This window comes from Streptomyces chromofuscus, assembly GCF_015160875.1.
Classification (GTDB): domain Bacteria; phylum Actinomycetota; class Actinomycetes; order Streptomycetales; family Streptomycetaceae; genus Streptomyces; species Streptomyces chromofuscus.
This window is the reverse complement of the sequence record NZ_CP063374.1, coordinates 3,912,865-3,932,577: the sequence shown is the minus strand read 5'-3', so window position 1 is coordinate 3,932,577 and position 19,713 is coordinate 3,912,865. Positions and strand designations below refer to the sequence as shown.

Here is a 19,713-nt window from a genome sequence, read left to right as displayed (position 1 = left end):
AACTTAGGGAAGCCTAACCTAAAGCTCAGAGGGATGACAGGGTGATGACCAGGTGACCATCGAGACCTATCGCGACGCCTGGGGCATCCCGCACCTGCGCGCCACGGACGCCCGCGAACTCGCCCGCGCCCAGGGCCGGGTCACCGCCCTGGACCGGGCCTGGCAGCTGGAGGTCGAACGCCACCGCGCCCGGGGCACCTCCGCCGCGTTCCTCGGACCGGCCGCCGTGTCGTGGGACGTCCTGGCGAGACGGGCGCGGCTGGCGGACACGGCGAAACGTTCTTTCGACGCCCTGGACCCCGGGACGGCCGACTGGGTCCGGGCCTACGTCGAGGGAGTCAACGAGGCTCTCGCCGAAGGCGCCCGCCGTACCCCCGAGTTCACCGAGACCGGCCTGACGCCCGGCCGCTGGGAGCCCTGGACCCCGCTCGCCGTCTGGCTGTCCACGCACATCCTCTTCGCGGGCTTCCCGGCGAAGCTCTGGCGCGAGCAGGTGATTCGGCGGCTGGGGCGGGAGGCGGTGGCGCTGTTCGCCACGGACGGCCCCGGCACCTCCGGCAGCAACGGCTGGCTGGTCGCCGGGGAGCGGACCGTCACCGGGAAGGCGGTGATCGCCGGTGACCCGCACCGGTTCATCGAGGAGCCGGGCGTGTACCAGCAGGTCCGGTTGAGCTGCCCGGAGTTCGACGTCGTCGGCCTGGCCGTCCCCGGCGTCCCCGGCATCGCCCACTTCGGCCACACCGGCACCGTCGCCTGGGCCATCACCAACGCCATGGCCGACTACCAGGACCTCTACCGCGAGCGGCTGCGGCGGACGGGCGCGGGCGTGGAGGCCCTCGGCCCGCACGGACGCTGGGAACGCGCCTACCGGGACACCGAGTTCGTCGAGGTGCGCGACGCGGAGCCGGTGCCGGTCGAGGTGATCGAGACCGAGCGGGGACCGGTGATCGCCGGCGGTCCGGAGGGCCTCGACGACGGCACCCTCTTCCCGGGCGATCCCGAGACCCCCCTCGCCCTCAGCCTCCGTTACCCGCCCCGCGTCACCGCGGACGTAGGTTTCGCCGCCCTGCTCCCGCTGCTGCGCGCCCGCACGGTCGCCGACGTCGACCGCGCCTTCGACGCCTGGGTGGAGCCCGTCAACGTCGTGCAGGCCGCCGACACCGAGGGCGGCACCCTGCACCGGGTGGCGGGCCGGGTGCCGGTGCGGGCCGAGGCCAACCGGGTGCGGCTCGTGGCCGCCTGGGAGCCCGGCCACGAGTGGCGCGGCTGGCACGAGACGCCGCGAGCGGGTCTGACCGACGGCATCGCGGTGATGGCCAACCAGCGCGGCCCGTCCACCCCGCTCGGCGTCGAGTTCGCCCCACCGCACCGCGCCGACCGCATCACCGCGCTGCTGAACGAGAAGGACCAGTGGTCGGCGGCCGACATGCCGGCGATCCACATGGACACCCACCTCGCCTCCGCCGCTCCCCTCCTCGCCCTCCTCGCGGCCCTCGACGGCCTGGACCCCGAGGCCGCCCGCCTGCGCGACCGGCTGCTGCGCTGGGACCACCGCATGGACGCGACCAGCGAGGAGGCCGCCGCCTACGCGGCCGTCCGCAGCGCCGTCGTCCGCCGGCTCGCCGCCCACCCGGCGTTCACCGCGCTCACCGAGCCGCCCGCCTACCCCGAGGTCCTGCTGCCCTGGCTGGGCCTCACCGCGCGGATCGCGTTCGCCCTGGAGAACCTGCTGAAGGCCGGGGAGCTGTACGGCATCGACCGTCCGGCGATCGTCCGGGCGGCCCTGGAGGAGGTCGTGGCCGTACCGGCCGCCCGCACCTGGGGCGACACCCACCGCCTCGCCCCGTGGCGGGCGCTGCCCGGCACGCCGTACTCCACCGGGGGGACCGACGCGCACCCCGAACCGGCCCTGTCCGGCGACCACGACTGCGTGCTGTGCACCTCGGCCGTCCCCGGCCTCACCGACCTCGCCGCCCGCGGCCCGGCCGCCCGCTACGTGTGGGACCTGGCCCGCCGCGAGGACAGCCTGTGGGTGGTGCCGCTCGGCACGTCCGGTGTGCCCGGCTCGGCGCACCACCGCGACCAGCTCCCGCTGTGGACCAGGGGAGACCTCGTCCCGGTCGTCACCGACTGGGCCCGCCTGACGAAGGAGACCGACGATGACTGACCCCTACGCCGACCGCACCGCCGTCCACGAACAGGTGGTCGACGGCTTGGGCACCGTGCGCGTCCTGCCCCTCGACGCGCAGGGCGACGCCGAGGTGGTCCACGGCTGGGTGAGCCAGGAGCGGGCCGCCTTCTGGGGCATGAACGGGCTCACCCGCGACGACGTCGCCGGCATCTACGCCCACATGGACACACTGGACACCCACCACGCGTACCTGGTGGTGAAGGACGGCGAACCGGCCGCCCTGTTCCAGACCTACGAGCCGGAGGCGGACCGCGTCAGCGAGTGCTACGAGGTGCGGCCCGGCGACATCGGTGTCCACCTGCTGCTCGCGCCCGCGCACCCGGGCGGCGCCCGCGCCGGCTGGACGGCCGGCCTGCTGCTCGCCCTCACGTCGTACGTGCTGCTCACGCTCGGCCGGCAGCGGATCGTGGTCGACCCGGACGTGCGCAACGACAAGGCGATCGACCGTTTCCTGCGGCAGGGATTCGTGGCGGGGCCGAAGGTCGTCCTGCCGGAGATCAACCTGCCGGACGTGCACCTGCCGGAGAAGCACGCCCAACTCGCCTTCCTGCCCCGGGCGGTCGCCTTCCCGGCGTGACTCCCGAGCACCTCGTCGCGCTCTCCCGCGCCCGGCTTCGCTCGCGCGGGGCGACGCGTGTCGCCATGCAGCCGATTCCCCGCGAGGACGGCCTGTTCCGCCGGTAGCCTTCGCCGCGTGACTCCCGAGGACCTCGTCGCGCACTACTCCATGGAGCCGATCCCCCGCGAGGGCGGCCTGTTCCGGCAGACCTGGGCCGGACCGGACCGCCCCGACGGACGCCCGGAGGGCACCGCCATCGTCGCCCTGCTCCGGCGGGACGACTACTCCGCCCTGCACCGCCTGCCCACCGACGAGGTCTGGCACTTCTACCTCGGCGACCCGCTGGAACTGCTGCTGCTCGCGCCCGACGGCACCTCCCGCACGGCCGTCCTCGGACCGGACGTGCTCGGCGGCCAGTACCCGCAGTTCACCGTGGCGGCCGGCACCTGGATGGGCGGGCGGGTCGCCGAGGGCGGTTCCTGGACGTTCTTCGGCTGCACGATGGCGCCCGGTTTCACCTTCGCGGGGTACGAGCACGGCGACGCCGCCGAGTTGACCGCCCGGTATCCGGACCGGGCCGAGCGGATCGTGGAACTGTGCCGGCCATGAGGCTGCTGGAGGGCCAGACCGCCCTGGTCACGGGCGCGGGCGGCGGAATCGGCCGGGGCATCGCCCTGCGGTTCGCGGAGCAGGGCGCGGCGGTCGCGGTGCACTGCCGTACGGCGGTGGAATCGGCGCGTGCGGTGGCGTCCGCGATCGAGGACCTGGGCGGCCGGGCGGTCGTACTGCGGGCGGACCTGACCGACGAGGACGCGTGCCGGCGCGTGGTGCGCGAGGCCGCCGAGTGGGCGGACGGGCGACTGACCGCGCTGGTCAACAACGCCGCCGTGCAGCCGGTGCGGGAGCTCGCCGGGATGACGGCGGCCGAATGGCGGACGGTCGTGGACACCAACCTGACCAGCGTCTTCGCCTGCACCCAGGCGGCCGTCGAGGTCATGCGGGAGCGGGGCGAAGGGGGCTCGGTGACGCACATCGCCTCCATCGAGGCGAGCGCGCCGGCGCCGGCGCACGCCCACTACTGCGCCTCCAAGGCGGCCGTCGTGATGCACGCCCGGTCGGCGGCGCTGGAGTACGGGCGCCACGGGATCCGCGTCAACACCGTCTCGCCCGGGCTGATCGACCGGGAGGGGCTGGCGGAGGGCTGGCCGGAGGGCGTCGAGCGCTGGCGACGCGCGGTGCCGCTCGGCCGGCTGGGGCGGGCGCAGGACATCGGGGACGCGTGCGTGTTCCTGGCCTCACCACTGGCGTCCTGGGTGACGGGGCACGACCTGGTGGTGGACGGCGGGGTGTCGGCGCGGCCCACGTGGTGAGGCTGCGGAGGGGTGGGGAGGCCGGCGGGCGGGCTCGGCGGGTTCCGTCGCCGTGGTGCGCTCGTGGTGGGCCGGGTTTCCTGTCGGTTCTCGCCGGCCGGCCGTGTTGCTCGTTCCGTTGATCCCGGGCGGTGGTGGTGCCCGATGGGCCGGTTCCTCCGGCGGTGACCTCGTCGGCCGGCCGCACTCGGCCGTCCAGTCGGCCCCGACCGGTGGTGGTGCCCGACCGCCCGTCGCTCATTCCGGCGTGCGCTGAGCACATCGGCCCCCGCATCCGTACGTAATCCGGAAGCGGATGCGACGACGGAGCGGCGATGGGGATGCGCGATGGCGGAGCACGGCACGGCGGCGACGGCGGCGCCTCCCCACGACCCGGACCGCACCGGCGACTTCCGCGGCTGGTGCTGCTGGGCGCCGTGCTGGTCCTGCTCCTCCTCGCCGGTGCGGCCCCCGCGTCCGCGCACGCCGCACTCGGCCGCACCGACCCCCGCGACGGATCCGTCCTCGACTCCGCCCCTCGCCACATCACCCTGACCTTCACCGAGTCGGTCGGCCTGCTCGACGACTCGGTACGGGTGATCGACCCGGACAACCGCCCCGTCGACACCGGCGAGGCCGCACACCCGGGCGACCGCGCCGACACCGTCCGGGTCGGCCTGCCCGCGGACCTGGCCGACGGCACGTACACGGTGGCCTGGCGGGTCGTCTCGGCGGACAGCCACCCCGTCTCGGGGGCGTTCGTCTTCTCGGTGGGCGAACCGTCCGCGACGACCGCCGCGGTGACCGGCCCGGCCGAGGACCCTGCGACCGCATCCCTCTACAACGTCGCCCGCTACGCCGCGTACGGCGGCCTCGCCCTGGTCATCGGCGTCGCCGTCTTCATGTCCGCCGCCCTGCGCGGCCCCACCGACGCCCTGCGCCGACTCGTCCCGGCCGCCTGGCTGACCCTGGTGATCTCCACGGCCGCCCTGCTCCTCCTGCGCGGCCCCTACGAACGCGGCACGGGCCTGACGGACGCCCTCGACCCGACCGTCCTGGGCGCCACGCTCACCACCCGGCCAGGGCTGGCGCTGCTGGCCCGGCTCGCCCTGCTGGCGGCGGCCTTCGTCCTGGTACGCCGCCCCGCTCGCCGTTCGACCCGTCCCGCACCCGGCATCGCGCTGTCCGTCGCCCTGGCCGTCACCTGGGCCGCCGCCGAACACGCCTCCGCCGGCATCCAGGTGCCGGTGGCGATGGCGTCGTCCGTGCTGCACCTGCTGGCCATGGCGGTCTGGCTGGGCGGCCTGACGGCCCTGCTCACCGTCCTCCACCGGGCCCCGCACGACCTCACGCCCGCCGCCGTGACCCGCTTCTCCCGGCTGGCTCTCGCCTCGGTGGTCGTCCTCACCGCCACCGGCGTCTACCAGTCCTGGCGAGGCCTGGGCTCCTGGGAGGCCCTCACCGGGACGACGTACGGCCGCGTCCTGCTGGTCAAACTGGCCGCCGTCGCCCTGCTCCTCGCGGCGGCGGGCCTCTCCCGCGGATGGACGCGCCGCTGGGCGGCGGGGGAACCGGCGCGGGCGGAGGCCGCGGCGCGGGTGCTGGAGACGGTGGGCGGGCCGGCGGAAGTGGGCGGGTCGGCGGAAGTGGGTGTCGGCGCGGGGGCCGAGAGGGCCGAGGGGGCGGTGAGCGGGCACGGGGGAGTGGACGTGAGCGACTCCGCCGTCACCGAGCATGGGCCTCGGGACGGCCAGGAGTCCAGCGACCACCATGAGCATCGGGACCACCACGACCGGCACCGCCGAGCCCTGCGCCGTTCCGTCCTCGCCGAGTTCATGACCGCCGTGCTGGTCCTCGTGATCGCCACGCTCCTCACCATCACCCTCCCCGGCCGCGCCGCCACCGAGTCCGCAGCGGCGGCGACGGCCGCCGACCCGGGCGAGCCGACCGCGTCCAGCAGCCTGGTGCCCTTCGACGTGGGCACCCCGAACGGCCACGGCAAGGTCCAGCTCGACCTCGCGCCGGGAAAGGTGGGCCGGAACCAGGTCCAGGCCGTCGTCTTCGGCCCCGACGGCGGCATCGTCACCGTCCCCGAACTGCGCCTCACCTTCACCCTGCGGGCGCAGGACGTCGGCCCGATCGACGCCGAGTTGGAGAACCGGGGCGGTTACTGGGGCACCGACAAGCTCCGGCTGCCGCTGCCCGGCGTCTGGACCATGAAGATCACCATCCGGACGACGGACATCGACCAGGTCACGGTGGAGAAGGACGTCCGCGTCGGGTAGGGGACGGCTGTGGCCCGCCGGTCCCGCCGTCCCGCCGTCCCGCCGTGGGAGCGCGTCGGCCCGGCGTGCCTGGAGGTGAGCCATGCCAGAACTTCCGGACGTCGAGGGCTTCCGAAGGGTGTTCGAGTCCTGCGCGATGAGCAGGGTCGTCCGGCGCGTCGACGTGCGGGACGCGGGCGTGCTGCACGGGGTCAGCGCGCGGCGGCTGCGCGAGGCGCTGGAAGGCCGCCGGTTCACCGTGCTCGACCGCCACGGCAAGTGGCTCCTCGCCCGCACCGGCGGCGGCCACACCCTGATGCTGCACTTCGGCATGACCGGCCGGTTGGTCTGCGAGCATCCCGACGTCGCCGTCGCACCCCACGACCGCGTCCTGTTCACCGTGGGCCGCGACCGTCAGCTCCGCTTCCGCGACCAGCGCAAGCTGCAGGGCCTGTGGCTGGCCGACGACGCCCAGGTCGCGCGGCTGCTGGACCGCCAGGGTCCTGACGCGATGGCGGTGCGCCGCGAGGAGTTCGAGGCCGCGCTCGCCGCCCGCCGGGGCGCCCTGAAGACCGCGCTCACCGACCAGTCCGTGCTGGCCGGGCTCGGCAATCTGCTCGCCGACGAGATCCTGTGGCGCGCGGGCCTCCGCCCCACCGGCCGGGCGGCCGACCTCACCGAGGCGGACCGCCGGCGCCTGTACACCGAGATGCGCGGCACCCTGCGCTCCGCGATCACCGCGGGCTGCGTCCCACCGCGCGACTCCTGGCTCACCGGCCACCGCGACGCCCCCGACCCGCACTGCCCCCGCTGCGGCGCGCCCCTGCGCCGGTCCCGGCTGGCGGGCCGCACGACGGTGTGGTGCCCGCGGTGCCAGCCGGGGGCTCCTGAGGAGGAGCCGGGATCGCGGCCAGGGACGGTCTGGGACGGTGGCGCAGGGGCCCGGTAAGGGCGCGGCCTCGCAGGCACCGTCCCGGCGACCAGCCCGGCAATCTCCTCCCGGAGTTGCCGCGGGTGGTCGCTGACCTCCTCCGTGTCCGCGGCGAGGTCGCGAGGCTCCGGCGACGGTACGTAAGGACGATGCGGCGGATAGTAGCCATAGCGACGGGTAGGGATGGATGTGGTGGTGCCGGCGGCCGTGACGGCGCCACAGCTCATGGAACGCTCCCTTCCCTCCTTCCACTCTCCGCGACATCTGGTGCTGGCGCACCTCGCCCGGCGGGCACGCCGGCAGTCCGCCCAAGCACCTCAGCTTGGAAAGCTGGGGTCTTCCGGCGGCGATCACTGCACTGATTTCCCCGCACGATCCGGCACGCGAATGGCACGGCCGTGCTCTGCCTCGGCCGGGGACAGGCGATGCTGGGCCCCGACGCACGAGGCCAACCCAGCACCGATCCCCTCCGCTACCGTGGCAGCCCATGGCAGTCCTGATCATCGGTGGCAGTGGCTTTCTGGGAACCGAACTGGTCCGTCAGGCCGCCGCGACGGGGCACGACACGGCCGCGACGTCCGCCTCCCGGCCCGGCAGTGCCTCGGGTGTCGTCTGGCATCCGCTCGACGTCCGGCATCCGGCGTGTGTCGCCGGGCTGATCGCCGACATTGCCCCGTCGGCCGTCGTCAACGCGTCCAGCGGCCAGTCTCAGCGACCAGGGAGTCGGTCGCAGGGGTGCCGGTCTGACGCCGTCACGCCATCACATCGGTCATCCGCCTCGGCCGTAGCGGCGGGGCGGACGGCTGTCCGTGGTCGTCCCCGCGTGTCCGGGGCCGCCACGGGCCGGAAGGGGCGGCGCGCGGTGTCACGATGCCCGTGAACACCGGATATGCGTGAAACCGTGCCGAGGACCGCAGGGAGCAGACCGATGAGTGGAAGCGTGGAGACGGTGTGGCCGTTGACCGGGGCATCGCCGGGACACATCGTGGTGCTCGCCCGGTGGAGCCCTGCGCCCGGCAGCCAGGAGGACATCCGCGCCCTGCTCCCGGACCTGGTCCGCGCCTCCAGGTCGGAGCCCGGTTGCCTCGGCTACCAGCTGTTCCACCCCGAGGGGGACGGCGGGGACATCCTGCTGGTTGAGCGCTACGCGGACCGCGCGGCCATGGACGCCCATCGGGCGAGTCCGCATTTCCGTGATCTCGCTCTGGGGCGGATTGTGCCCCTGCTGCGGGACCGTCACATGGTGGTCACCACCGTCGGGTGACGCCCCGCCACCCCACCCGTGCCCCGTGCCCCGTGTACCGGGACGCCACGAGCTCCTGCGCCTACGTGCGGTGCACCGCCGACGGCTGCATCGGCGGTCGCGGAGCGCTTGCGGCCACGTGTACGGCGACAGCCTGGCCTGGCACCAGCGTCCTATCCGTATCCCCGTGCAGGCCCATCAAGCGGTCCGCGAGGCTGCCTCTCCAAGCGCCGGGAGACGTTCGCTGCCAACCGACGCGCCATATCGGCGCATACGTTCCTTCACGCCGAACCATCCAGATCCTCTCAGAGCCTGCTCAATATTCGCTTCACTTGCAGTGACCGGCCCTCGGTCACTCTTTGCCGTCCGTTTCGCCTTGACTCCTGAGGTACGCGGCTGGTGTAGCGCCATAGAACGATTTGAAGTGCCTGATGAAGTGACTCGCGTCCGCGAAGTGCCAACGTGCGGCAATTTCGGACACCTTCGCTGCCTTGCCGTGTCGCATGAGCTCGGCGTGAGCCTTCTGTAGGCGCCGCCGACGGGTAAAGGCCATGATCGAGTCATTCGACTCCGAGAATGAACGATGCAGCGTCCGGACGGATACACCGACCAACTGGGCGATCATCGCTGGGGAAAGGTCATGCCGGTCGAGATTTCCCTCGATGACATTCTTCGCGGCCTTGACGGTGGCATTGGGGTGATCGTGCACTACCCCATGAGGCTGATTGGTGAGCATCCCGGAGAAGAGAGCTGCGCAGGCATCCATCGCAATGCTCCGAGCAGGGCACGAACGGTCTAGATCGTCACTGCTCTTTTCGATTGCTTCGAGAAAGTTGACGAGGAACCGGACCTCGGGGGCAGCGACATCCGAGAGGTAGGACTGATTAAAAACCCCCAGTGATCCACGCCCGGAGAAAACCAGGTGCCGAGGGATGGATACGACGCGTACGCGAGTACCCGGTTCGCATACGAAGTCCCACGACGCCTTCGTGTCTCGAATGCATATCTGGCCGGGGTTGACGACGTGGGACGCCTTCTTTCTCGAGAAGGTAATCCGTCCGGAGGTCACCAGGTCGGCAACGATGGGATCTCGATCGAGGTCGTCCCCCGAAACGCCGGTCAGGGCGTCGCAGTAGACCTTTACGGACAGCAGCTCCTCGAAGAGATGACCGTTCGCCGCAAATTTGAATCCAGCACCACTGGATTGCTGGGGGATGGCAAGGCGTCTGAGGTGCGAGAAGGGCCCATCTTTCCAGTCGTGGAAGACGTTTTCGGACTCTCGTGCTTGCCGGGCGGTGAGACTCATGTAGGTCTTGAAGTCAGTTTTACGTTCCCGCTCCCGCGGAGAGTCTGCGATATCTTCCAGCTTTGGGTCGCTCATACGCGCTTCTTTTCAACGCTCTGCAATAGGAATGGCGAGGGAGTAGAGCCGTCCACGGAAGCGTGCACGGTCTGCGAAGTAGGTGACATCGGCGTCCCACACGAACATCCTATTTTACTCGGTTGGATCAGAGGCTGTCGAAATGATCAAGCGGTCACGGCATCGCTCTTCTATTCAGTGGCTCTGTTCTTCCACTGCCGGATATCCTGTGACGCTACGTGTTGAATCGTTCACGGCAGAGGGCTGGTCGGGCCACTGATGCGAGCAAGGCACGAAGGCGGCGTTGTTCCCGGGGCCGAAGTGGCCCACTTCGGATGGGTGACTGCCGCAGATTGCCCGTAAGTTGTGCCGCTCGCTGCGTGTCCTGTCGAGAGGCGACCGCGCGCATCTCCATTACCGCGGCAGCGGCATCACTCTCGAACGGCGCCTCTGCTGATACCGGACTCCGAGCTTTTTTGGGGCTGCCTTCCGATCGGGTGGTGCCCGGGAGGCGCAACGCGACCTGCGTCCTGCAGAGTTGACGAGATCTCGGATGTCCCCACCACACTGCTGGGCGATCGTTGCTCATCCGTCCTGCCGCCCCCGTCCTGCCGCATGCCCTGGCGGAGTGGGTCACCATGCTCGCGCGCCGGGCGTCGCGCGGTCGGACTGCCCGTTCCGCTGATCAAGCTTCTGCGCCAACACAAGGAAGAGCAGGAGCGGGAACGGATCGCTGCCGGTGCCGACCGGGAGGACCAGGGGTACGTCTTCGCCACACCGACCGGCGCTCCCCTCAGCCCGAACGCCGACTTCCACGTCGGGAAGCGTCTGCTGCGGGACGCGGGCGTACGAGACGGCCGTCTTCATGACGCTCGCCCACCGCCGCGACGGTTTTGCCGATCCTCGGCGTCCCGGACGTCGTACTCGACTCGATCATGGGCTGGGAGCCCTGGGGGAGCGGCACGCATGCGAGCCCGCCACATGCAGGTGACGGGAGCCATGCTCCGCAAGGTCGCGCAGCAGGTCGGAGACGCCGTCCGGGAGCGACGGGGAGCCGGCCCGGAAGCCAACGGAGACGGAGACTGAGACGGACGAACGCCAGAGGGCCGGACCACTGATGCGGTCCGGCCCTCTGAGCCGGCGGAGGATACGAGATTCGAACTCGTGAGGGGTGCCCCCAACACGCTCTCCACATGTTCGGCTGGGGGTTCTGGGGCCTACGGGAGCGTTCTGACCTGCGGTGCAGCGGGTGCCGGCGGGACTTCTGAACGGTGCTGTACGCCGGTGAATGCCACCAGAACTGCAACCACGGAAGTGGAGCAGCGTGAGTGTGTCCAGCTTCTGTTCGTGGCTCCTGGTCAGCGGGGAATCGCCTCCTTACTCCCCGTTCTGCGACCAGGCCGCTGTGAGCGCGGTGACCGGGTCACTGTCGGCCGGTGCCGCGGGCCACCATTCGCCGTCGTCGTCCTGGAGGTAGGGGTACCAGCGGGCGTCGGGGCCCAGACGCAGCTGGATGCCGTGGTGGGTGAGGGTGAGGCGGTTGCGCCAGGCTCTGAGGTGTGTGGGGGAGTCGGTCATCTCGGCGAGGGCCGCGTCCAGGGCGGTGCGGGCGGCCTTCATCACCGTCGGGTCGGGGGTGTGGGGCTGTTCGGCGACGGTGATGCCCGTGGGGCCGCCGTGGCGCCAGGCGCGGGTGAGGCGGGCGAAGGCAGCGGGTTTGATGCCTGTGTTCTGGATCAGGTGGTGGAACCACTCGGGTCCGGGGTTGCTCGCGGCGGTGCGGACGGCGTCCTGGTGCTGGGTCAGGTACAGGTCGGCGCTGTCGCCCGCGAGGAGCCGGGCGGCGCGCGCGGTGGCGTCGGCCATGAGGCGTTCCAGGTCCGCGGCAGCCAGGCCGGTGCCGGGTGGCGGGGCGACGGGCAGCGCTGTGGTGTGGGCGGCGGGTTCCGGGAGTTCGGGCAGTTCGGAGGGCGCTTCGGCCCAGTGGGCGTACGCGGCGGCAGCCGGGATGCCGGCCGGTGCCGGTGGCGCGGCGGTCTCCTGTGCTGCCGTACGGAGTGCGCGCAGCTGGGCGAAGACCTCCTCGCGACCGCGGCCGCGCAGCGCGAAGAGCACGAAGGGGTCGGTGTCGGTGGTGGCGGCGATGGCGTAGCAGAGCGCGGCGGCGTGCTTGCAGGGGTATCCCCAGTCGGGGCAGGAGCACTCCGGATCGAGCTCGGTGGGCAGTGGGAGCAAAGGGACGCCTGCGTGCCGGGCGTCGTCTACGAGTTCGGCGGGCATCTCGTCGTCGAGAAGTGCCGCGAGATGTCCGGCGCGGGCCGCGATCGTGTCGAGCAGGGTGTCCCACTGAGGGTCGGTGAGGACGGGCAGGTGGACTGAGGAGCGGTACGGGCGCGGGCGGCTGCCCTGGACAGCGGCAGTGACCTTGCCCGGAGCGACGGTGACCGGGCCGACCATGCCTTTGCGGGCGTAGGTGCGTCCGCGCGAGAGCCGACCGGCGTCCAGGGTGGAGTCCTCCAGGGCGGCTACCCATGCCTGTCCCCACCAGGTCGCGGCGAAGGCTCGCTTGCCGCGGGCGGGCGCACGGCGCGGGCCGGGGACAGCGGGGCTCATGACTGCCTTCCCAGGGCGACGAGTTCGGCGAGGTCGGCGTCGGACAGTTCGGTCAGGGCTGCCTCGCCGGAGCCGACGACGGCGTCGGCGAGGGCGCGCTTGGCTTCGAGCAGTTTCGCTACCTTGTCCTCCACGGTTCCCTCGGCGAGGAGCCTGTGTACCTGGACGGGTCTGTCCTGGCCGATGCGGTAGGCGCGGTCGGTGGCCTGTTCCTCGACGGCCGGGTTCCACCAGCGGTCGTAGTGCACGACGTGAGTGGCGCGGGTGAGGTTGAGTCCGGTGCCCGCCGCCTTCAACGACAGCAGGAACACCGGCACTTCGCCGCGCTGGAAGCGGTCCACCATCTCCTCGCGCCGCGCGACGGGGGTGGCGCCGTGCAGGAAGAGAGTGGGGACGCCGCGCTCGGCGAGATGCCGCTCCAGCAGAGCCGCCATCTGTTTGTACTGCGTGAAGACCAGCACGGATTCGCCTTCGGCGGTGATGGTGTCGAGAAGCTCGTCGAGCAGGTCGAGCTTGCCGGAGCGGCCCCGCAGGGAAACGGACTGGCGCAGGCTGTGCTCTTTCAGATACTGGGCGGGGTGGTTGCAGATCTGCTTCAGCGCGGTGAGCAGCTTGAGTACCAGGCCGCGTCGGGCGATGCCCTCCGACTCCGCGATCTTCGCCATGGTCTCGCGGACCTGTGCCTCGTACAGACTGGTCTGCTCGGCCGTCAGCGGGACGACGTGGTCGGTCTCGGTCTTGGGCGGCAGTTCGGGCGCGATGCCGGGGTCGGACTTCTTGCGGCGCAACAGAAAGGGACGTACGAGACGGGACAGGCGCTCGGCTGCCTCGGGATCCTCGCCCGCCTCGATGGCGCGGGCATGCCGGTCACGGAAGGCGGTGAGTGTGCCGAGGAGCCCGGGGGTGGTCCAGTCGAGCAGTGCCCACAGCTCGGAGAGGTTGTTCTCCACGGGGGTGCCGGTGAGAGCGACGCGGGCGCGGGCGGGCAGGGCGCGCAGTTCGCGGGCGGCGACGGCGTAGGGGTTCTTGACGTGCTGGGCCTCGTCGGCGGCCACCAGCGACCAGGCTGTCTCGGCGAGCACTTCGCGGTCGCGGCGCAGCACCCCGTAGGTGACCAGGACGATCTCGTCGCCGGCCAGGTCCCCCAGGTGGCGGTCGCCGCCGTGGTAACGGCGTACGGGGGTGAGCGGTGCGAATCTGGCCGCCTCGCGCTGCCAGTTGCCGAGCAGGGAGGCCGGGCAGACGACAAGGGTGGGGCCCGCGGTGGTGGGGTCGCTCTGGCGGTGCAGGTGCAGAGCGAGCAAGGTGATGGTCTTGCCCAGGCCCATGTCGTCGGCGAGACAGCCGCCGAGGCCGAGTGCGCACATCTCGGCCAGCCAGGCCAGGCCCCGCTTCTGGTAGTCGCGCAGCGTGGCTTTGAGCGCGGCGGGCTGCGCGGCGGGGGTGCGGGATGCGGGGTCGCGGATACGGGCGACGAGATCGCCGAACTGGCCGATGGCCGCGCAGGGGACCGGCTCGCCGTCTCTTTCCGCCTCGCCGGTCAGCGCGGCGCCGAGCGCCTCCATGGGGGTGAGGGGTTCCATCCGGCGGCGCTTGGCGCGGGCCACCAGCTTCGGGTCGGCGACCACCCACTGGTCGCGGAGCCGGACGAGGGGACGGCGTGACTCTGCGAGAGCATCCATCTCGGCCTCGGTGAGCGGCTCGCCGCCAAGGGAGACCTGCCAGCGGAAGTCGAGGAGGGCCTCAGTGTCCAGCAGGCCGCCCGCGGTGGAACCGGGGGCGGTGCGCTGCCCGATCTCCGCGGTCGCGGTGAGCGCCTTGACCAGGTCGCGCGGCCAGTGCACGTCGACACCGGCCGCGCGCAGCGCGTCCGTGGCGTCCCCGAGGAGATCGAAGGCTTCGTCGTCGGTCAACCGGAGCTGATCGGGAGCGGCATCGTCGAGCAGCCTGCGCAGCGGGGGCCAGGCTCGAGCGCCGCGGCGCAGGGCGAGCAGGGTCTCGGTCTCGGCGCGCGGGCCGAGCAGTCGCTCCACTTCGGTCGGCTCGCTCCACAGCCGTGCGGCCTCGATGACGAGCGCCGGGTCCGCTGCGGTGTGCAGCTGCAGGACGGCCCGGAACTGCCGTCGGCGTCCTTCGGGTACGTCGACGCGCAGGGAGACACTGACCTCGGCGGTGAGCGCCACCTGGGTTTCCTCGGCCCACTCCCGCAGGGCGGGCACGGCACGGGCCTCGCGCCAGGCGTACGGCAGCACTCCCATGGCGAGCGGCGCGGCCGGCGTACGGACCAGATCATCGGCGACCGCGTCGCAGAACTGGCGTACCAGCGCAGCCGGTTCGACGATCCGTACCGGAGCAGGGCCCGGCTCGGGCAGGCAGTGGGCGTGTGGCGGGAAGGCGGCGGCCAGGGCATCCAGCGTCTGGCGCTGGGCGGCGGTGCAAGGACCCACCTGCCAGGTGTCGTAACCGGCGGGGGTGAGCGCCGGGTGGAGGCGGCCGTCGGCGAGCAGCCGCAGCGCGAAACGAGTGGCGGCCTGCCAGGCGACGCCGGAGGGATGCGTCGGCTCCGCATCGGCCAGGGCGGAGACAGCGACGGCGACAGGCAGCGCGTAACCTTCGACCCTGCGCCGCCTGACCGAGCGGCCGTGCGGCAGGACCAGCTCCACCGCCTCGGTCTCAAGGCCGGTGGGCGCCGTACTGCCTCCGGCTGATGCCCCGGTCGGCTTCCACAGCAGCAGCCGTCCAAGGCGGGCGGGCTCATCGGGCAGGAACACCGCCGCCCAGCCGGCGCCGAGCAGTTCCCTCACGAAGGCGGATGTTTCCTGCCGGGCCAGCGGCGGTGCGCTCCTCGTGCCCGTACTCGGCTCTCGTACGACGACTCGTGCCACTCTCTTCCGCCCTGTCGCTTGCCGGGCCCTCCCCTGGGCCGCTCACTACCGAACCCCACCAGGCAACGTCACACGCTGGCAACCGCGAGCCTTGACTTGACTGCCGGCGACGGCGCCACGACGGATACGCCGCTGTTGAACACACCGGTCCTCCGCCGTACGGTGCAACGCTAGGTGAGGCCATGAGCACTTGGACCCCAGCCGCGCTGGAGGCGTTGATCGAAGAGGCCACCATCGACGCCTACGGTGAGGATGAGCAGCTCACCGGCTTCTTCACGATGATCGAGGAGAGCCTTGCCGTGCCGTTCACCACGACCGTTCTCGGCGTCGAGGTGAGCGTGGTCGGGGTCGACCTGACCGACGACGGACGCGTGGTCGCACACCGCGCCCGGGGGGCGGTCCGACAGGACATCGGAATTCTGGACCTGCCGCTGCCGGAACCCGCCCCCGAGGGCTCGCAATGGATCGAGGCATACCGCTACTGGGCCCGCTGAACTGGCGCGTCAAGCAACTGCCCAGCTGAGTCCCTGCTCGAACGGACACTCGCCCCGACTGCCGCTGACAGGACCGACTGCGAGGAACAGACAGCACGTAGTGCGCATACCGCAGTATGCTTGAGGCTATGGCTGACACCACGCGCATCACGGTGACACTCCCCACCGAGCAGGTGGCGGAGCTGAAGAAGATCACGGACAACATCTCCGGCTACGTGGCCGAAGCGGTCGCCAGGCAGATCCGGCACCAGCTCCTGGGGGCCGACCTGCGCAGCCACACAGACGATCATGGGGCCTTCAGTGAGGAAGAGCTGGCCGAGGCGCGGGCGCGGATCTTCGGTACGACGCAGGCCGCCGGCGGCGCGAGCGCCGCGTGAGCGGGCACATTGAGACCGTCGTCCTGGACAGCGAGGGGCTGTCGGCCTGGCTGGCGCAGGACCGGAAAATTCTGGCGATGTTCCAGGTGTTCCACGACATGGGAGCGGACCTTGTCGTCAGCGCCAACACCATCGTGGAGGTGAGCCATGCCAGGGTGAACCTGCCCCGACTGCAATGGGCACTGTCCCGGGTCAAGGTGGAGCCGGTCACGGAGGCGGCGGCCAAGTCGGCGGCCCAACTACTCAAGGGCGCCGGTCTGCACGGACACAAGTACGCGATCGACGTCACCGTCGCGGAAGCCGCCTTGCGTCAGCCTGGCCCGGTCGCCATCCTCACGTCGGATGCCGATGACATGGCCCGGCTGTGCGGCAGCAAGGTCCGGATGATCGGGCTATGACCGGGACGTCGTCCCGGGATCATCAGCAGATCCGCGTGGGTCCGCAGAAACCAGAGTCGCCGCAGGTCAGCCCGCGGTGGGTGAACGGGGCATGACCGCGTTCGGTGTCAAAGCTCCTCAGGCTGAGACGAAAAATGAGACGGAGAACGTCGAAGGGCCCCACCGTGAACGGTGGGGCCCTTCGACATCGTGCCCGGTGAGGCACTGGCGGAGGATACGAGATTCGAACTCGTGAGGGGTTGCCCCCAACACGCTTTCCAAGCGTGCGCCCTAGGCCTCTAGGCGAATCCTCCGCCGGAAACATTACATGACCGAGAGGAGTGCTCGCGAACTCGTTGCCGCACCTCGGCATCGGGTAGGCTGTGCGAAGCCCCTCACGCGGCGCTATCTGACTGAACTCCCCCAGGGCCGGAAGGCAGCAAGGGTAGGTTGGCTCTGGCGGGTGCGTGGGGGGCGTTTGCGTTGCCGGGCGGGGAGGGCGCAGGTCCGGAGGCCGGGGGCCTCGTTCGGGCGGGGCCCGTTGTCAGTGGGCGCCTATAACCTCGTATGCGTGTCGTCTCTCGCGTTGTACCGCCGCTACCGCCCGGAGTCCTTCGCCGAGGTCATCGGGCAGGAGCATGTCACCGACCCGCTGCAGCAGGCGCTGCGGAACAACCGGGTCAATCACGCGTACTTGTTCAGCGGTCCGCGTGGATGCGGCAAGACGACCAGCGCGCGGATCCTGGCGCGGTGCCTGAACTGCGAGCAGGGACCCACGCCGACTCCGTGCGGCGAGTGCCAGTCCTGCCAGGACCTCGCGCGCAACGGCCCCGGATCGATCGACGTCATCGAGATCGACGCCGCGTCGCACGGTGGTGTGGACGACGCCCGTGAGCTGCGGGAAAAGGCCTTCTTTGGGCCGGCGAGCAGCCGGTACAAGATCTACATCATCGACGAGGCCCACATGGTCACGTCGGCCGGCTTCAACGCGCTCCTGAAGGTCGTCGAGGAACCGCCGGAGCATCTGAAGTTCATCTTCGCCACCACCGAGCCCGAGAAGGTCATCGGGACGATCCGGTCGCGCACCCATCACTATCCGTTCCGGCTCGTGCCGCCCGGGACGCTTCGGGACTACCTCGCGGAGGTGTGCCAGAAGGAGAACATCCCGGTCGAGGACGGCGTCCTGCCGCTCGTCGTGCGCGCCGGCGCCGGGTCCGTGCGTGACTCCATGTCGGTCATGGACCAGCTCCTCGCGGGCGCCGGGGCGGACGGTGTGACATACGCCATGGCCACCTCCCTGCTGGGTTACACCGAGGGATCGCTCCTGGACTCCGTCGTCGAGGCTTTCGCCACAGGGGACGGGGCCGCCGCCTTCGAGGTCGTCGACCGCGTCATCGAGGGCGGCAACGATCCGCGGCGGTTCGTCGCCGACCTGCTGGAGCGGCTGCGCGACCTGGTGATCCTCGCGGCGGTTCCGGACGCCGTGGAGAAGGGGCTCATCGACGCCCCGGTCGACGTACTGGAGCGGATGCAGGCGCAGGCGGGCACCTTCGGCCCCGCCGAGCTGAGCCGCGCCGCCGACCTCGTCAACGAGGGCCTGACCGAGATGCGCGGCGCCACCTCCCCGCGTCTGCAACTGGAGCTGATCTGCGCACGTGTGCTGCTGCCGGCCGCGTACGGCGACGAGCGGTCCGTGATGGCTCGCCTCGACCGGCTGGAGCGGGGGGTCAACTTCTCCGCGGGGGCCGGAGCGCCCGCCATGGGCTACGTGCCCGGGCCCGTTGTTCATGGGGGAGCTCCCGCGGGCGCCGCCGACGCGGGCGCGGCCATTCCGCCGGGCGGCGGGATGGCGGCGGCTCGGGCCGCGGCGCGCGCCTCCGCGCCCGGGGGAGGCGGAGGCGTCCCGGAGACGACGGACGCCGTGCCCGGCGGACACGGCGGGCAGGGTGCGCCCACGGCCCCCGGTCCCGGCCGCCCCGCCGCCGGGGACCAGCAGGGCGACGCACGTCCTGTCGGCGGCCCGGGTGCGCCCACGGCCCCCGGTCCCGGCCGCCCCGCCCAGCAACCGCCCTCCGCCCCCGCACCGACCGCACCGGCGGCCCGCGCCCCCGTACCTGAGGATCCCGAACCCGCCCCGGGCCCCGCAGCTCCCGGCGCCTGGCCCACCGCGAGCCCTGCCGGTGCCGCCGGCCGACGCCCCGGCGGCTGGCCCACCGCCGCGCCTCCTGGCGGCGGCGCCCGGCCCCAGGCGGCGCCCGGCCCCGCCGCGCCCACACCGACGACACCGCCCGCGCCGCCCGCGGCGGCCACGCCCGCCTCACCACCCCCGACCGGCGGCCTCGACCCCCGCTCCCTCTGGCCGAACATCCTCGAAGCGGTGAAGAACCGCCGCCGCTTCACCTGGATCCTCCTCAGCCAGAACGCCCAGGTCGCGGGCTTCGACGGCACCACCCTCCAGCTCGGCTTCGTCAACGCCGGCGCCCGGGACAACTTCGCGAGCAGCGGCAGCGAGGACGTACTGCGCCAGGCGCTGGTCGAGCAGTTCAACGTCCACTGGAAGATCGAGGCCGTCGTCGACCCGTCGGGCGGCGGCTCGGCTCCGCCGTCACCGGGCAGCGGTGGCGGTGGGGGCTACGGCGGCGTGGGGACGCCCGGTGGGTACGGCGCCGGTGGCGGCGGTGCCCCCGGCGGCTACGGCGGTGGCGGCACCACGAGCGGGTACGGCGGCGGTACGCCGGGAGGCACCGGCGGCAGCGGTACGCCCGCCCAGCGCCCGGCGTCGACGCAGCCCACGTCGGCCGCTCCTCCCCAGGCCACCGCGGCCCCGGCAGCGACACCCGCGCCCGCCCCGATGCCGCCCTCCGCGCCGGAGCCGCCTCCCGTCTCCATCGAGGACGACATCCCCGAGGACGACGACCCCGACCTCGACGAGTCGGCCCTCTCCGGCCAGGAACTGATCGTGCGGGAGCTGGGGGCGACGGTCATGGAGGAGTTCTCGAACGACTGACGGCCGCGGCGGCGCTCCGCGGTCACGCCGACGCCCGCACTGCCGCCGCTCGGGCGTGGTGAC

15 protein-coding genes, 1 tRNA gene, 1 other RNA gene and 1 pseudogene are annotated in these 19,713 nt (G+C 71.9%); 14 read left to right on the top strand and 4 right to left on the bottom strand.

The annotated features are described in order from the left end of the window. Nucleotides 1-52: 52 nt before the first annotated feature. The 8 genes from IPT68_RS17705 to IPT68_RS17670 all read left to right on the top strand — a co-directional run bounded on the left by IPT68_RS17705 (nt 53) and on the right by IPT68_RS17670 (nt 8,558). The gene (locus tag IPT68_RS17705) at nt 53-2,167 is read left to right on the top strand and encodes a penicillin acylase family protein (RefSeq protein WP_189696096.1); all 2,115 of its coding nucleotides are present in this window, start codon (nt 53-55) and stop codon (nt 2,165-2,167) included. Then, nucleotides 2,160-2,768, top strand: a complete 609-nt coding sequence (locus IPT68_RS17700) for a GNAT family N-acetyltransferase (RefSeq protein WP_189696097.1) — start codon at nt 2,160-2,162, stop codon at nt 2,766-2,768. The genes IPT68_RS17705 and IPT68_RS17700 overlap by 8 nt, the downstream gene beginning before the upstream one ends. A gap of 117 nt (nt 2,769-2,885) precedes the next feature. After that, entirely contained in the window at nt 2,886-3,359 is a 474-nt protein-coding gene (locus IPT68_RS17695) for a cupin domain-containing protein (protein WP_189696098.1), read from the top strand. After that, nucleotides 3,356-4,120, top strand: coding sequence for an SDR family NAD(P)-dependent oxidoreductase (locus IPT68_RS17690; protein ID WP_189696099.1), 765 nt, complete (start codon nt 3,356-3,358; stop codon nt 4,118-4,120). The genes IPT68_RS17695 and IPT68_RS17690 overlap by 4 nt, the downstream gene beginning before the upstream one ends. 314 nt (nt 4,121-4,434) lie before the next feature. Next, the gene (locus tag IPT68_RS17685) at nt 4,435-6,384 is read left to right on the top strand and encodes a copper resistance CopC/CopD family protein (protein WP_373300488.1); all 1,950 of its coding nucleotides are present in this window, start codon (nt 4,435-4,437) and stop codon (nt 6,382-6,384) included. Between the two features lie 82 nt (nt 6,385-6,466). Next, on the top strand, nt 6,467-7,312 hold the full coding sequence (locus IPT68_RS17680) for an Fpg/Nei family DNA glycosylase (RefSeq protein ID WP_189696100.1): 846 nt from the start codon (nt 6,467-6,469) through the stop codon (nt 7,310-7,312). Between the two features lie 469 nt (nt 7,313-7,781). Continuing rightward, complete coding sequence (locus tag IPT68_RS17675) at nt 7,782-8,174, top strand: NAD-dependent epimerase/dehydratase family protein (protein ID WP_189696101.1); 393 nt, start codon at nt 7,782-7,784, stop codon at nt 8,172-8,174. A gap of 48 nt (nt 8,175-8,222) precedes the next feature. After that, nucleotides 8,223-8,558, top strand: a complete 336-nt coding sequence (locus tag IPT68_RS17670) for an antibiotic biosynthesis monooxygenase family protein (protein ID WP_189696102.1) — start codon at nt 8,223-8,225, stop codon at nt 8,556-8,558. A gap of 331 nt (nt 8,559-8,889) precedes the next feature. Here the strand turns inward: IPT68_RS17670 and IPT68_RS17665 are convergent, their stop codons facing one another. Further along, nucleotides 8,890-9,918: an AraC family transcriptional regulator gene (locus IPT68_RS17665; RefSeq protein ID WP_228039740.1), complete on the bottom strand. Its 1,029-nt coding sequence runs from the start codon at nt 9,916-9,918 to the stop codon at nt 8,890-8,892. Between the two features lie 621 nt (nt 9,919-10,539). On the opposite strand from IPT68_RS17665, the pseudogene IPT68_RS34120 reads away from it, so the two are divergent. Continuing rightward, nucleotides 10,540-10,983: pseudogene (locus IPT68_RS34120) on the top strand (site-specific integrase); the annotation flags it as partial. Nucleotides 10,984-11,274: 291 nt separating this feature from the next. Here IPT68_RS34120 and IPT68_RS34635 read toward each other — a convergent pair. Beyond that, nucleotides 11,275-12,510: an SWIM zinc finger family protein gene (locus IPT68_RS34635; protein WP_189696104.1), complete on the bottom strand. Its 1,236-nt coding sequence runs from the start codon at nt 12,508-12,510 to the stop codon at nt 11,275-11,277. Beyond that, nucleotides 12,507-15,314 (bottom strand): DEAD/DEAH box helicase, encoded by a 2,808-nt coding sequence (locus tag IPT68_RS17650; protein WP_189696105.1) that lies wholly within the window; start codon nt 15,312-15,314, stop codon nt 12,507-12,509. The genes IPT68_RS34635 and IPT68_RS17650 overlap by 4 nt, the downstream gene beginning before the upstream one ends. A gap of 263 nt (nt 15,315-15,577) precedes the next feature. On the opposite strand from IPT68_RS17650, the gene IPT68_RS17645 reads away from it, so the two are divergent. The 3 genes from IPT68_RS17645 to IPT68_RS17635 all read left to right on the top strand — a co-directional run bounded on the left by IPT68_RS17645 (nt 15,578) and on the right by IPT68_RS17635 (nt 16,664). Then, entirely contained in the window at nt 15,578-15,889 is a 312-nt protein-coding gene (locus IPT68_RS17645) for a hypothetical protein (protein WP_189696106.1), read from the top strand. 128 nt (nt 15,890-16,017) lie between these two features. After that, nucleotides 16,018-16,266 carry a hypothetical protein gene (locus IPT68_RS17640; protein ID WP_189696107.1) on the top strand — a complete coding sequence of 83 codons (249 nt, stop codon included), beginning with the start codon at nt 16,018-16,020 and terminating at the stop codon, nt 16,264-16,266. Beyond that, nucleotides 16,263-16,664 (top strand): DNA-binding protein, encoded by a 402-nt coding sequence (locus tag IPT68_RS17635; RefSeq protein WP_189696108.1) that lies wholly within the window; start codon nt 16,263-16,265, stop codon nt 16,662-16,664. Before IPT68_RS17640 ends, IPT68_RS17635 begins: the two co-directional genes overlap by 4 nt. Nucleotides 16,665-16,869: 205 nt before the next feature. Here the strand turns inward: IPT68_RS17635 and IPT68_RS17630 are convergent. Next, nucleotides 16,870-16,957, bottom strand: a tRNA-Ser gene (locus tag IPT68_RS17630). A gap of 73 nt (nt 16,958-17,030) precedes the next feature. Here IPT68_RS17630 and ffs point away from each other — a divergent pair. Beyond that, nucleotides 17,031-17,125: signal recognition particle sRNA small type (gene ffs, locus IPT68_RS17625), an RNA gene on the top strand. 89 nt (nt 17,126-17,214) lie between these two features. Beyond that, nucleotides 17,215-19,650, top strand: coding sequence for a DNA polymerase III subunit gamma and tau (locus IPT68_RS17620; RefSeq protein ID WP_189696109.1), 2,436 nt, complete (start codon nt 17,215-17,217; stop codon nt 19,648-19,650). Nucleotides 19,651-19,713 lie beyond the last annotated feature (63 nt).

Excerpts from the sequence above, each read along its gene's own strand:
- IPT68_RS17700 (WP_189696097.1), top strand. The coding sequence starts at position 2,160 with ATGACTGACCCCTACGCCGACCGCACCGCCGTCCACGAACAGGTGGTC.
- IPT68_RS17690 (WP_189696099.1), top strand. The coding sequence starts at position 3,356 with ATGAGGCTGCTGGAGGGCCAGACCGCCCTGGTCACGGGCGCGGGCGGC.
- IPT68_RS17685 (WP_373300488.1), top strand. The coding sequence starts at position 4,435 with ATGGGGATGCGCGATGGCGGAGCACGGCACGGCGGCGACGGCGGCGCC.
- IPT68_RS17680 (WP_189696100.1), top strand. The coding sequence starts at position 6,467 with ATGCCAGAACTTCCGGACGTCGAGGGCTTCCGAAGGGTGTTCGAGTCC.
- IPT68_RS17675 (WP_189696101.1), top strand. The coding sequence starts at position 7,782 with ATGGCAGTCCTGATCATCGGTGGCAGTGGCTTTCTGGGAACCGAACTG.
- IPT68_RS17670 (WP_189696102.1), top strand. The coding sequence starts at position 8,223 with ATGAGTGGAAGCGTGGAGACGGTGTGGCCGTTGACCGGGGCATCGCCG.
- IPT68_RS17665 (WP_228039740.1), bottom strand. The coding sequence starts at position 9,918 with ATGAGCGACCCAAAGCTGGAAGATATCGCAGACTCTCCGCGGGAGCGG.
- IPT68_RS34635 (WP_189696104.1), bottom strand. The coding sequence starts at position 12,510 with ATGAGCCCCGCTGTCCCCGGCCCGCGCCGTGCGCCCGCCCGCGGCAAG.
- IPT68_RS17645 (WP_189696106.1), top strand. The coding sequence starts at position 15,578 with ATGAGCACTTGGACCCCAGCCGCGCTGGAGGCGTTGATCGAAGAGGCC.
- IPT68_RS17640 (WP_189696107.1), top strand. The coding sequence starts at position 16,018 with ATGGCTGACACCACGCGCATCACGGTGACACTCCCCACCGAGCAGGTG.